Source organism: Lachnospira rogosae (ex Hitch et al. 2025) (genome assembly GCF_040096455.1).
Taxonomy (GTDB): Bacteria; Bacillota; Clostridia; order Lachnospirales; family Lachnospiraceae; genus Lachnospira; species Lachnospira rogosae.
Map to the genome: position 1 here is coordinate 141440 of NZ_JBBMER010000005.1, position 14804 is coordinate 156243.

Annotated in this window: 6 protein-coding genes; all 6 read right to left on the reverse strand. The window is 33.2% G+C overall.

The window, feature by feature from the left end:
- Positions 1 to 3 precede the first annotated feature (3 nt).
- The 6 genes from WMO14_RS08415 to WMO14_RS08440 are packed head-to-tail and all read right to left on the reverse strand — an operon-like array spanning position 4 to position 14801.
- The gene (locus WMO14_RS08415) at positions 4 to 2478 is read right to left on the reverse strand and encodes a helicase-related protein (RefSeq protein WP_349153661.1); all 2475 of its coding nucleotides are present in this window, start codon (positions 2476 to 2478) and stop codon (positions 4 to 6) included.
- Positions 2471 to 5806 carry an SNF2-related protein gene (locus tag WMO14_RS08420; RefSeq protein ID WP_349153662.1) on the reverse strand — a complete coding sequence of 1112 codons (3336 nt, stop codon included), beginning with the start codon at positions 5804 to 5806 and terminating at the stop codon, positions 2471 to 2473. Before WMO14_RS08420 ends, WMO14_RS08415 begins: the two co-directional genes overlap by 8 nt.
- Before the next feature lie 14 nt (positions 5807 to 5820).
- Complete coding sequence (locus tag WMO14_RS08425; protein ID WP_349153663.1) at positions 5821 to 8535, reverse strand: hypothetical protein; 2715 nt, start codon at positions 8533 to 8535, stop codon at positions 5821 to 5823.
- Between the two features lies 1 nt (position 8536).
- Positions 8537 to 11641 carry a UvrD-helicase domain-containing protein gene (locus WMO14_RS08430; RefSeq protein ID WP_349153664.1) on the reverse strand — a complete coding sequence of 1035 codons (3105 nt, stop codon included), beginning with the start codon at positions 11639 to 11641 and terminating at the stop codon, positions 8537 to 8539.
- Between the two features lie 14 nt (positions 11642 to 11655).
- Entirely contained in the window at positions 11656 to 12849 is a 1194-nt protein-coding gene (locus WMO14_RS08435; protein ID WP_349153665.1) for a cysteine desulfurase family protein, read from the reverse strand.
- Between the two features lie 2 nt (positions 12850 to 12851).
- Positions 12852 to 14801, reverse strand: a complete 1950-nt coding sequence (locus tag WMO14_RS08440; protein WP_349153666.1) for a DUF262 domain-containing protein — start codon at positions 14799 to 14801, stop codon at positions 12852 to 12854.
- Positions 14802 to 14804: the final 3 nt, after the last annotated feature.

Below are 14804 nucleotides of genomic sequence, written 5' to 3' on the forward strand. Positions count from 1 at the left end.
TCTCTACATCCTTTCTATCAAATATTCTTCAAGTACCGGTCCATCGACAATTGATGAAACGGTTTTACCTATTTCATTACAAAAAATATCTTCTTTGAAAACATGCAATAATCGTATTTCACCGGTTTGTAATGATTTCCGTAATCTACTAATTTTCTTATATATGCCCGAGTATTTATTTCCATACAAAACAACTGCATCTCCTGCAAAGAAATAATAATCTCCATGGTCAACCAACCGAACAAACTCATTCATTCCCAGCAAATTTACATCTGTCCATTCTGAAATACTATTTAACAAATTAAAATAACTGCTTTGATCATCATCATTTATAATAACAGTTGAAAATCCTCTATTAATTACATTTCCTATTAACTCTGTATTATCACTATCCGCAAATAAAATAGCCTCATTAGAATTAGCAAACATATTATTCAACTCAACAGAAAACTTTCTTGCTGGAGCCGGAATTTTCTTTACCAACTCAAATCTATTTGGATCTGATTCAACAATATTCTTATGATTGTCGCAACCAGCACAGTATTCTGAAACCCTACTATATGTAGAATTAAAGAACATCTCTGACCAGCACATGCGCTTTCCAAGCTTAACAGAACGACTCATGGTCTTAAATGCTCTTTCATTCTTATTCCATTCTTTAGTACGAACATCTTCTATCAACCGTTTTGTATCCTCCGAAGTCTGCAGTAATCTTTTATCCAAAATAGATATTCTTATAAAATATACCTGTGTATGAGGATCTATGACCATATCTAAAATTTTAATCAAATTGTATCTTCTTAACAGAAGAATTACATAGATATTCCACTTTTGATCAACAGTACTGGTATCCTCCGCATAATCCACACTATTATAATTAGGCTTAACAGATGTATCTAAAGTATATGAATCTATCCCTCTTGTGGAAGTATGGCTATTAAGCATACTCTCCCATCGTCCAAGAATTTTTTCACTTCCAAGAACTTTGTCAGTCATAACAAATGCCGATTCCAAATCCTCTTCTGGATATACACACATTACACTAAGACAAGGAAGACCATCTCGCCCTCCTCTTCCCAACTCCTGATAATATGCATTTGGATTATCTGGTACATATAAATGTAAAACTGTTCTGACATCACTTTTATCAACACCGACTCCAAATGCTGAAGTTGCAATTATAATGTCAAACTTGTTTTCTGACCACTCTTCTATAATTCTAGAACGCTCATCAGACTTCGTTTTTCCAGTAAATGTCTCTACATTTGTAATACCTATATCTGCTGCCATTTCCTTAACCTTTTGAGCTTGATCAGGTCTCATTACATATACAACCATTGGTCGAGGTAAACATCGTAATAATTCTCTTGTTTTTTCATTCTTATCCCGATATGAAGTTGCTGATACCAACTCAAATCTTGGTTCTCTTCTTAATGCATCACATCTTATTTCAATCCATTTATCTCCAGTAGCAAACATACTCTGTAAAATCTTAACTGTTGTTCTTTCATACGTTGCAGATAATAACACTGTTTTCAATTTAGAATTCTTTTCGTATAAGTTATTACGCCAAGGTTCCAAACACTGATAATCAACTCGAAAAAAATTTCCCCATTCAATTACAATATGTGCTTCGTCTATAATAAGATTTCTTAAATATCCAGCATCATTAGCAGTCTCTATCACTTGTTTAAATACTTCATTCTTAATAAGTGCTTCTGGAGAAATAAACAATAATCGTAGCTTTCTGTTTTTTATTCTATCTATAATGCTTCTCTTCTCTTCACTTGCTAAATCACTATAATAACAAGCGATTTCTGCTTTGGATGCGACTCGAATATTATCCCTTGCAACTCTAACTTGATCCATTGCTAATGATACAGTTGGTACAACAGTAATGGTCAATCCATCATTTTTTTGATACGCCATAGCTTGCGTAATCAAACTCTTTCCTCCACCTGTCGGCAAAGAAACCAATGCTGTATATCCTTCTGGCATATTAAGTGCACCATTAACCGCAAGTTTTTGACGTATTGATTTGAATCTCTGGAACCCTGTTAAACGATATATATTAGGTGTAACCCCAAGAAAATATCTTTCATCTTTTTCTGGTTCTACATAGTCTACCATAAATCCTTGCTTGATAATATCTATGTTGAGATAATCCGGCAAATTTAAGGTTGCATAACAAAGACCTTCTGAGTCGATACGGAGTCCATATTTATTATCTGTGATATCAATATCAATAGGTAATCGTACAGCTGTCTGAAAAACAAGCAGATAATTTCTAAGCGAAATCAAAAAGTCATCCAGCGATATTCTGCGTGTTCTATAAAAATTCACATACTTAGACAACCTATATGCTGTCATATATCTATATTTTTCTATTCCGCCTCTTGGACAATTATTTGTGCTTATCCCACCTAGTTCATTATCCAAAATTTTTTGTATGCATTCTTGAATCTGCTCTTTAATCATGCGTCTTCCTCACCATTACAAATGCTGCTGCCTCGAGTTCTACTCTAGTTGTTCTCAGTGCTTCAAGCATCGTCTGATAAACCTGCTTTTTCTGCTCAATTTCGCCTGCATCTACACCAAAAAACTTAGCTTGTGCAACTTCTGCATTCAATGTCTGTTCTATACTGGCTGCTGCTTGTTTTAAATTGCTACTAGCCTTCATTTTTTCCTTTACCTGATTTTTGGCCGCCTTCATTGACGCAGAAACGAAATTAATCCACTTGTCCTCTGGATAAGCTTGTCTAAACCAATCAACATTAGAACAACCATATCTTTCTTTAATATGTAGCCCATCAGTTTTTACTGATCTCCTACCTAGATGCACTACATCCCTTCTAATATCAGATGTTGATTCTCTTGAAACGGCATCAATAATTTTTAATACTTTATCTGTAGGTACATGCTCATACTTTTGTGTACTGATAGGAGTTATGACTTGATCAGCAGAAACATAACTCTTATATTGTCTTATCGCAGTTAGGGGAATCCCATTTTCCAATAACAGTTGCTCATTGGGGTATAAATTCCAAGTATAAACGATTCCTCGCCAATCAAAATCCGCTTCAAGTGCAAAAGCTGTACAGGTTCCTTTGTACGAATTCATTGCATTATCTACAATACAATCAAAGACCTCATCCCCTGGTGCAAAGAAGTGTAAATAATCATTTTCAATAGAAAGTTCACGATTAAAAGTTCCTACAATTTCCCTGCTGCCTGTAGATGTTTTATTTCCAGTTCTTTCTTCGTACAATTCCCTAACCCTCCTTGAAAAGGCATTTGATGTACGATTTACATATTCCATCCAATTCGGTGGTATCAACATTGAGTTTTCTGCTGACTTTATAGAGAATGAATTTTCATTAAATCTCACAACACCATTTTTATTAAACTGACCTTTTAATCCTGCAAGACTTGCCCATCCCATCATTGTATTGGCAAACAATTCGTTCTCATTGGATGTGTAGTAGTGTAAAAGTCTTTTTAGCTCTTGATTGAGTGTTGCATATATAAACGCTGCTGAATCAAAGTGTTGCTCCTCTCTCACTTCTTTTTCCATTCGTTGTGAAGATTCTATAATCTCATTAATTGCATTAGAAATACCATATCGGAAATCACTTGTTACTGCATGAATAATGCTCTCATTGATTTCATTCATAATAATTTCCAATCCACTTAAAGACTGAGTAAATATATTCAGTCCTTTATTCCAGAAATTATATAATTCTTCTTCTAAAGTTTCTTTTGCATAAGTTACAACCGAACATACATCTTTATCTGCTGGTCGTCCTAATCTGTCTAATCGACCTATTCTTTGCTCAATGGCATTTGCATCCCAAGGCAGATCAATATGAATTACAAAGTCTGCTCCCTGAAGATTTCTACCTTCGCCACCAGTCTCATCACAAAGAAGTATTTTACATTCATCATCATTTTGGAAACGATAAATACTCAATTCCAATTCTTCTTCGTTCATATTCTTGTTAAAGAGAGCTATCTTTTCTTCTCCAAAATATGCTCTCAATACTTGACCATATTTTTCAAATGTTTCTGCATAGTTTGTAAATACTACTACTTTTTCCTCATATATTTCCTGATCAATGAAATCAACTATGCTAAGTATTCTACTTGAATAGTTATATGGCTCTGCTAATACATTATCAAGCTCTTCAAGCATCCATTCTTCTGCACTTTGCCATTCCTTTGCATTTTCTTCTACATCCTGATTAATAGCTAATCCGCTTTTTCTTTGCTGCTCAATCTCCTTATTGAACGCCCAAGATGAGCTAAAAAATGCTGTAAGTAACGGAATATAATGTATTTCAAAATCTTGTGCAGAAATTTCCTGTCCGCTTATCCAATCAACAATAGCTTCATATGTTGTATGCTCGTAAGTGTTCTTATCTGGATTAAGCTCATATTCGATTTCTCTGACTGTTCTATGTGGAAGTTCCTCTTCCATATATCTACGTCTATTTCTGATAATATTTTTTTCAAGCTGATAATTCTCGCATACATACAGAAGAGCCTCTTGTATTGCACCCTTACCATAGTCTTCACTCTCCAGATTTATTTCTGATAAAACCTTATCGAAACCTTCATCCTCAATAAGTCTAGAAATTCTTCTAAGGCCATTTTGTATATCATCAAACAAATCTGTACAATCATCATTTTCTAAAGGATTCTCACCATCTTCCAAAGTATCAGCAATATTATCTATATAGTCATCAAAATCCTGTAATACAAGGTATGTACTCTTGGTAATATTTTTTTGTTTTTCTACAAGAGTTTGAAAATCTTCTATTGAAAAATGGTCATATTTGTCAGGCATAATAAGTTGAAGTAACGCCAAATATGCTTCTTTCTTTTGTTGAACCGGAGTGGCTGATAACAACAAAATATTCTCTGAGCGCTTACTAAGCGAATGAAAATATGTATATAACCTTTTGTTTGCCAAAAGTTTATGAGCCTCATCCGCTATAACAAAGTCCCAACGGCTGTTAATATATTTCTCAATATCTTCTTCCGCAATAAGTTCAACATAATTATCATTCACGTTATTTCCTGGTGTTATTTCAAACTTAATGAGTAATTCCGCTCTCCACTGTGCTACAAGAGGTCGTGGTACTGCTATTAAAACTCTCTTATTTGAATTATGTAATGTATATACTTTTAAAACAGAGGCAGCCTCAATAGTTTTACCCATACCAACTTCATCTGCTAACATCACTCTACAGTTTTTTTCTTGTAAACAACGCATAATAGTTCTGAGCTGGTGTTCTTTTAAAAATATCTTACATCCTGCTAATTCTTTGAATCCAAATACTGAATTATCAAGAACTTTTACAGTTTTACTCACGACATTTCTTCCAAAATACCACGCAGGATTCTGAAACTCATAACTTCTAAGCTGCTCTGCTGGCGAAATTCTGCCACAATTAAATGGTGCATCTATAACGTCTTCTCTAACTTTTATAACTTTATCTGTAAATTCTTCTTTGAGGTAATAGTAATACCATTCATCCTTCTTAAGTGCTGACAATATCTTATATCTATTTCCTCTATAAATAACATAAGATTCTCGATGCAAAGTACATCTCTTTACATAGTCATATGGTAATTCTGCTTTCTCCGGTATATTCTCATAATAATTTCTAAATCCAAATGGATCTAAAAATGCCACTGTTACAATCTCTGTAAAATCATCCACTTGAATTATGCGACCTACAATAAAATTTCTTGGGTCATCAAATTCTGCTATTGGACATCTTATGTACATTCCTCTTTCCAAAAGCTCAACCTCCCTTATATTTCAACCAATGATTTGTAGTTTTCAAGACACTTCTCTCTTACTGCACACCATTGACACCATATATTTGCTTCTTTGTCGTAACTTGCATTTTTAAGATTATCCGGCAAAAACTGTTTTTTCTCTGCCGTCGTCAAATCATTGAATTTGCCAAGTAATACATTCTCCTGATTTTCATTTTCCAAATGCAGGTATATGAATTCTTCTTTCTTTCTCATCATTTCGAAATCTATATCTGTTACCTTTGGAAACTGTTTTATCTTACCATCCTGCAACGCTTGATGAATAATCGCACTCTTAGCATTCGATTTAATATCTGTTATCTCAGATTCGTTCAAAAATCTAAAATATCGTCTCAAGCGTTCTGCTGAATCATCAAGTGTCTCATTCATTATTGCCTCTGTGGCAATTTGACCTTCTAATTTACGCCGCACATTATTTGCCAGAATTATCTCTAGATATTTTGCCTGCAGGAATCTATCTTGGTACTTAGTACCATTTTCTATTAATGACTCTAATGCAAATCTATATCCACATATGCGTCTTCTAAATCCATCTAAATCCACAAAATTATTTGTATTTTCCCCCAAATCAAATGTGATATTTTGTCTCTCATGAACCTCTGTCGTATCATGAATATTTTTTTCTGTTTTAACCCCTAACAGTTTTAAGATATAATACAGTTCATTTTCTTTATTATCATCGTTTTTTATAAAGCTCAGTTTAAACTTACATCTATTAAACTCTAATCCATAAATCAGTGCATATCTTTTAAAATGTTTAAATTCTTTTCTTGATTTCACATAAACCTGATATTTCCAATCTAAAGGTTCGTATGCTCTTTCAAAAAACGCTATAGTCAATGGCCATGGAAATTGATCTTCTCGTTTTACATTCATATCAGAATCGGACACACACGCAAAATGATAAATTGTGTCAGAATCCTGAGTTGAGCTTTTCAATATATCCCCATCAATCTGCTGGAAGTCTCTGACAATCCAGTTTGCACTTTCACCCTTCTGACTTTCCTGTTTCAAATAATATGCCATTGTATCCTTTAAACAATCAAATGTGCTAGTTGACTCGATTTTTTCAACTTCTTCTAGTCTAGCTAATAATCTCAACAAAATATCCTGAAACTCCGTTTCAGCATCTGCGGTTGGAAGGATTTGTGTTTCTACAAAATCCTTCAATTTCTCATAAAAATGCTTAAAATTATTATTCTCATTTTCAAAGTCTTCGTAGAATAGTTTTGTAATAGTGTTTAGTGCCTCAAGAGATTCTATCAACTCATCTATTTCATCTGATTGAACATTAAAATATGATAACCTCTCTAATTGTTCGGTATACTCTATTTTACCTTTATTCAGCTTGGACATTTGTTTTTTAAGTTTTATCAGCAAATCAATTACACCATCAGTCTCACTATCTCCCTTCAGCTTTGTCGCCCTAGAAAAATAATTTTTTGTCTGATTGAAGGTAGTAATTAATGAACCTACTTTCTTTTCATATAGAGCCCCTGAATACAAGCATTCTGCAATATCATTCATATTCTCGATTCTAATACCACCATTTTCGCTGTCCCACATATTGGTAACGGCTACGAAAAAATGTCCAATCGGATAAGCTAAGAAATGCCTTTCCCCAAATTGTTCTGGGAAATAAACTTTCAATATATCATTTACAGAATTATTGGCGGAATAAAACTGCTCCTTCATGTACGAAAGAACTGAGCCGTTCTTATGTTCATCTGCATGAAAATCTTTAGCAGCCTCTTCATATATTCGTGCAACATATGATGAAAATTCTGTAATATTATCAAACTCTACAACCTTTACATTATTTATATCCTTGCTTTTTTCAATGAGTGTTCCATTAGCTAATCTTCCAATTTGATCTGCGAGCATATTTCCTTCGTAGCTCGGCTGTAGCAATGTTGTTGGCTTAAATTCGTTATTGAACTGACTCTTTATATTCAAATCAAAACAGGAATAAACATCCAGCCATGTTTGATATATCTCGTTATACTGTTGTTGATAATTGAATAACAGCACGACACGCTTGTATTTTGAAACCTCTTCAATCATTGAAAGAATTGTTGGAGTAAATTGATGTATTCCATGAATAACTATCGTATTACAATCAACACTCTCTATAGATTTCACTTCCTTACCTCGCCTTTTATCTTTTGCCACCAGTGCTGTTTTAACAGCATTATCAATTTCAGCTTCCGAAAAATTCTTTTTTAATACAAAAATTTCGGCATTCTCGCCTCGCAGAATTGCATTATAAGCAGCAACCAAATACTTTTGCTCTTCCGTTATCTTTTTAATTTTTATATTTTTTAATAACAGCCCCATTTCAGCCATCAGTCGAATACTATCCAACAATGCACTCTTATTGAATCGTAGAGATTGTTTTATCTTCTTCCATCTTTCAGGTTCAATGTTTGGCGTCACTTTATCTAGTGTATTGGTTAAAATTGTGTACTGTTCAATGTATGTTTTTGTATCAAACCATCTTGGGTATAATGCTTCTACTAATTCTTCTACTGTTGCTAATTGTCCATTATCCAATTCATCATATACTGCTGACAATCCATTCACCATTGTCTGTGAAACACAAAAATGAGCACAGTTTCTTATTGAATCCCAATATGGTTCATTATTTATTTCATATGGATTGCTGTAAGTATATATTGATAATGACATTTTATACCTCCATTAAATTCTGCCACGAAATCTTGCTCTTTGATTTAATATCCTTCATCCAAACAACATTTCTAATAGCTCGTGTTAGTGCTACATACAATACTCGACTTTCTTCATTAATTCGTTCATTTTGTTCCTGCGATACATCATAATTGGAATTATATTTCTTGTTTGGTTCATCTCCAATTCTAATTCCATATGCCAGTTTTTCATTTTCTACATACACATCTAAATCAGCTTTCTTCATTGATGCAATATCCATACCCATATATGGCATAATTACGCATCCATATTCCAATCCTTTTGCTTTATGAACAGTAGTACAAATCACTCGCATATCATCCGTCTCAACCTCAATATTTCGTGCGAGTTCTTCCTGCTTTGTCATAATATTTATATGCATGCTGTGTTCTATCACATTGAGAGTTAAAAAATCTACGCTATATGTTTTAATTATTTTCTCTAATACCAATTCATAATTTGCTTTATAGAATCTTTGCTCACTATCGGTATCCGAATATTGATACCAAGGCTGACACCCTTCATAAATACTCCTCAGTAGCATTAAAATTGGTTGAACCTTAGTATCCACAATTATCTTTTCCCATGTTTTGTTCATCACAATTGTGAAATACTGATTAAGTACATCTGTTAACTTTTTTACCTGCTCCTCTGTACCTAAGCCATGTAATCCTTGTATATCTAACTGAATTCCTACATAATTTGAATTTATTAAATTAAAAAGATTCACTGGATCTCTCGGGTTAAGCAGTGCAATTACCAATTTATACAAATCTAAAGCAGGTATAAGATGATATAAATCTCCACCTATATGAGTTTCTATAAACTCACCTCGAACCTTTGCTTCTTCCAAAATATTATGAATTTGCCAATTATCTCTTACCAAAATAGCAATTATCTTATCTTTCGAAGATAGTTTATGATGCTTGGATAGATATTTTATAATATCCTTCTGCCTTTCGATTTCTGCAAAGAGCTGTTCCATCCTCTGCTCATCGCTGTTATACTCTAATTTGGTCACCAACTCATGTTCTGATAGATATGTCTCAACACTACTGGTCAGCGAATCCTTTCCTTTATGAAATGGCAAATATCCCTTTGAACCCATTTTAGAAAATACTGCATCAAATTTATTTAATAATCTCTTATCAGTTCTATAATTTATGGTAAGTGAAAATTCTTCCCATTTTTCTTTATCTGTTCTAATTAGGTCAAACGCACTAATTGTCGCACCTCTAAAACGATAAATACTCTGCTTTAAGTCGCCAACTACAAAAAGCTTTGTGTCTTTAATCACATTTTGTAACTTTAAGAAAGAATCAATCTGAACATCATCAGTATCCTGAAACTCATCAATAAATAAGTACTTATATTTAAGACCACATTTTTCCTTAAATGCTCCATTTACTGCATCGTTCAGTAATAGCATACTTTCTTTTAGATCAATTTTATTTTTTGAAAATATCTGTTCTTCGTATTCTTTTTCTGCTGGTATCATAACCTTCATTATGACATCATTAAAAAATGGCCACTCTTCAAATGTTCCCAGATTTTCTGCTTTAAGTTCTTTAATCCCATAGCTCTTATTATATAATTGCTGTGAAAAATGCATTAACAACTTTCTGAACTTATGAACAGGCATTCTTAGTTGTTGGGCAAAATTCGCATCTTCTTTTTGCTTTTCAACCAGAAAATCATTAAGATATTTCTCATATATCTGCTCTTTCGCATACTCACTTGAGGAAATTGCAAAATCCGCACCCAGTCCATACTCCATATCGTTGCTTTGCAAAACAGCTTTAGCAAATTTATGTATGGTCGAAATCTGCATTAAGTCTACAGCCTCTATTTCATGTAGCACTTTTTTGTTTTTGGTAAGAATATAACAATTCATAAAATACTGCTTTAGTCTTAATTTCATATTATCAGCAGCCTCATTCGTAAAAGTTACCATAGCAATCTCATCTACAAGATTATTTATAAATCGTTTTCTACTCATGCACAAATAGGCAATACGAGATACCATTGAATAGGTTTTACCAGTTCCCGCACCTGCTTGAACAAGTACATTTTTATCACCCATTGCATGTTCAACCTTATACTGATCAAAATTCCAACTTGTGGAATTTGCAATTTCTTCAAGTATCAATTTTTGTTGTTCTGTATATTGTCCCTCTACAATAATTTCATCGTTATTCAAATCCAAATTATGTGTATAGATTTCAAAATTAAATATTCTAAATGAGCCAACTACACCACTAAAATCATTTCTTTCATCTATTTCTGCCAATCTCACATTTCCTTTGTCAGAAATAATACCTCTGGCATTAAATCCTGCTTCCAACTTATTGCAAACGGATAACAAATCTATTTCACTCTTAACAAATACAACAATCTTTGTTCCGGCAAAATACATTTCTATCAGTTCATCTGAATCCTTTTCTGTTAATTCTTTGTTGAATACCTTCAGTAATGAATATGCATCCGAAACCTCTACAATTTGATCATCCTTTGCCTTATATGATGGTTCAAAATGTTGCCTTACTATAGCCATTGCTTTTTCATCAAATGGAGTACTATTTAACGGCTTTTTCTTGACAAATGCATTTGATATCTTCTGCCCTAGCTTAGTTGCTGAATTCAGGTCATCCGAGAAAATAGTAAAATCCCTAGATGATACAATGTCTAACCTTACATCCTTATATTCTTTTTCTGATATAAACGGATAACATACCATTGATAATACAACTGGACTTATTGCAAACTGGTCATTCAAGAAATTCAGCCAATCAAATCTATATCCTCTTGCCTGTTTCTCTGGAGAACCATAAATTTGGGATTCTCCTTGAATCACAATTTCATCAGGGCCTTTCACATCAAAGATGTACTGAGACTGCCATCCTTTTACTTCAATGACCATAATTCCAACATTTTTTATAAGTAATGCGAAATCAAATTCACGATCATCAACCACCTCTCGATGATTGTAGACTACAACATCGTTAGGCAATAATGAAGACAGTTTTTCCCATACTAACGCTTCACCTTTATATTCAGTTGGCTTGTTATCCATCATTAATGCCATAACGTTTATTCCTCCTAAATTTCAGCTTTAAGTATGCCTACAAATTCTTCTATATCTTTCGCTGTTGTGTATTTGTTTATAGACACCCTAAGTACTTTTGTAACCATATCTGCCAATCCAAGTGCCTGTATTACATAAGATGGTTCTCCAGCGCTACAAGCAGATCCTGTAGACAAAGCCACATCTTCGCTAATCTTCTTAATGAATCTTTCATTATGAAAATCAGATTTATCTACTACCAGGCTCACAATTCCTGGTAAACGTTTTGCTGCATCTACCGTTGTATGAATTCCATCAATTGATGAAATACCTGCAATCAACATATCATCCAAACTTTTGATATGTGCTTCATTTTCCTTAAGATCTCTAAGTGCAATTTCAGCAGCCTTGCCAAAACCTACAATATTATGAACTGCATGTGTTCCTGCACGGAATCCAAATTCCTGCTCTCCCCCATGCATAAATGCTGTGATAGGTTCTATCCCATAAGCATCAGCCTTCATAAATGCAGCACCTATTCCTTTCGGTCCGTATATTTTGTGTGCTGAACAAGAAGCATAATCGATTCCCATTCTCTTAACATCAATTTCTATCTTACCCAAAGCCTGTGTTAAATCAGAATGAAGTGCAATGTTATTCTTCTTACAGATTTCTGCCACTGACTCAACATCACTTATTGTTCCTATTTCGTTATTCACATAAAGCATTGATACAAGTGCTGTATTTTCTTTAATTGCAGAAGTAATTTTTTCAACACTAATCTCACCATCTGGAGTAACTCCAACAAATGAAGCTTCATATCCTCTATCCACTTTTTTCTTTACACCAAATAATGATGTAGTAGGATCATTGTTTGAATATAATTCACCATTCAAATACTTACAGGTGTTTAATGTTGCCTTGTGTTCTACAAGAGATGTAATCACATGATTCTTGCCATCTCCATAAAACTTTCTATAATCCAAATATCCCTTAATAATAAAATTTGTACTTTCTGTTGCTCCTGCTGTGAAAATAATCTCATCCGGCTTTGCACCTAGCAACCTTGCAACCTTTTCTCTGGCTTCCTCGACAGCATTCTTAGCATGAGTTGCTTTGCAATAATATTTACTTGACGGATTTCCAAACTCCTCATTCAAATATGGAAGCATCGCATCTCTAACTTCCTCATCAATAGGAGAAGTCGCACTATTGTCTAAATAAATCATTTTTATTCTCCTTTCGAAATCATTTCAATTACACTAGCAGCAAATTGTGCATATTGATTTCTGAAATCCATTTGAAAATATCGATCTAACTCTCCCTTTGCCTCCTCTTCGCTATCAAATCCTTTTGGATCTGGCAATTTTAATTTATCAGATACTAATTGAATTACTTTTCCTGAATATCCTTTTATATTTTTGTCATGGTTCGCAAGAACTTCAACTTTTTCTAGCAAATACAAATTTTTGATATTTCCATTTGTCTCTCTATCGATAAATATATAGTTAAATAAAGAATTCTTATACTTCTTTATTTCCTCTGGATATTCATACTCAAACGTCGCATTTGTACTTAACTTACATTCACATTTTCCACTATCATTTATGATGAAGTGTTCCACACTATATTTTTCAGAATTATTCAAAAATTGTTCTAATTCCTTAGTTTTATGAGGCTTAATTCGTATTCCATTGTTGTCAATATCAAAATAATCATATATCGTAGCAATAGATTTACATCTAAACTCCTGCTTTTCCTGTGAAATACTTTGGCTTTTAGTTAGAACAAATTGATAGCCGGCCGATATTTGCCTACTCGTTAATTCTCTTCCCTCAAAACAAGTTATAGCATAATTTACCATTTGTCCTTCCCAGTCATCTGATCTTATAATTTTATAAAGTCCATCACTGTTTTTCTTTGTTTCATATAAAGTAAATAATGTAGATGTTACAAAAACCCCATATATTGAATCAAAATTGTCCTTACGAAATTCTAAATTTATGAAGCTTTCCAACAAGTATTTGATTATTAAACAATTTGGAGCTTTATTCTTGTCTAATACTACTTTTCGAAGCAAATTATACATAATATCTATTTCATCGTTATCCACCCTAAATTTCTTATCTGCATCTGCCAGTTTCTTGTAATATCCTCTTATTTCAGCCGATGCATGCGTTTCTGTTACAATAGAAACTAAAAGTTCTTGTATCTTATCCAATGCAATTAATTTTTCTCTAATATATTTTTTATTATGTATAATTTTAACTATATGTTCTCCAGAACTATACTTGTTACCTTCGATCTCTTTTTCATTCTTCAACGTAAAATCTGTTGAGAATTCTATCAAACGATAACTTTCATGTTTTGCTAACTCACACTGTAAAAAGTGCTCCAAAAGCATCATAAACGGATAATCAATGTGCGTATTTAATACTTTATTTTCTTGTTTTAATTTACTCCAGATTTTAAATAATTCCTCTGAGTTGTCTTGCGCAAACAGATATCCCTTAAAGATGTCTTCTGCATCTAGTCGCACTCCTTTAAGATTCACATCCAAAAATGCCTCAATACTTCTCTCCGCAGAATCTGTTTCAATAATCACATTCAATTGTGATTGTTCCAAATTCTTGAGAAAATCCTCTGCCTCTGCAATATTTGCAAAGAGATCAACTTTTTCCATGGCATCCCATATTTCTATATATTTATCACGCTGGCCATAACAATCACTTCCGATTATTTCTTCCATTTCAGATTTAGAAATCTTTTTTAAATCAAAAAAATGATTACATAGATTTCTAAATCCTGAGAAACTTTCTACCGTTATTTCACAAGTCTCAAATATATCAAACCGTTCCGAGTATTTACTCTTTAAAAACAAAACTATTAGTGCGATTACCGTCGTACGTTGTTGTCCATCAAGAATCTCGTAATTGCTTTGTCTTTTTGTGAATATTAGGTTTCCAAGAAATTTTGATCCCTTCCTAACATCATTAATAAGGGTAATTAAATTATCTTTTGTCCATCTAATTTCTCTTTGAAAATATGGGACAATGTATTTTCTGTTTTCTTCTAAAGTTATTAATGATGTGCTATTAGTACCGTTTCTAAATTGAATGTCTGCGCTCTTTATCCCATATAATTCTTTAACAGTTATTACCGTTCCAACCATTGTTCCCATAAT

Coding starts and splice junctions, on each gene's coding strand:
- WMO14_RS08430 (WP_349153664.1), bottom strand. CDS start 11,641: ATGGCATTAATGATGGATAACAAGCCAACTGAATATAAAGGTGAAGCG.
- WMO14_RS08415 (WP_349153661.1), bottom strand. CDS start 2,478: ATGATTAAAGAGCAGATTCAAGAATGCATACAAAAAATTTTGGATAAT.
- WMO14_RS08435 (WP_349153665.1), bottom strand. CDS start 12,849: ATGATTTATTTAGACAATAGTGCGACTTCTCCTATTGATGAGGAAGTT.
- WMO14_RS08425 (WP_349153663.1), bottom strand. CDS start 8,535: ATGTCATTATCAATATATACTTACAGCAATCCATATGAAATAAATAAT.
- WMO14_RS08440 (WP_349153666.1), bottom strand. CDS start 14,801: ATGGGAACAATGGTTGGAACGGTAATAACTGTTAAAGAATTATATGGG.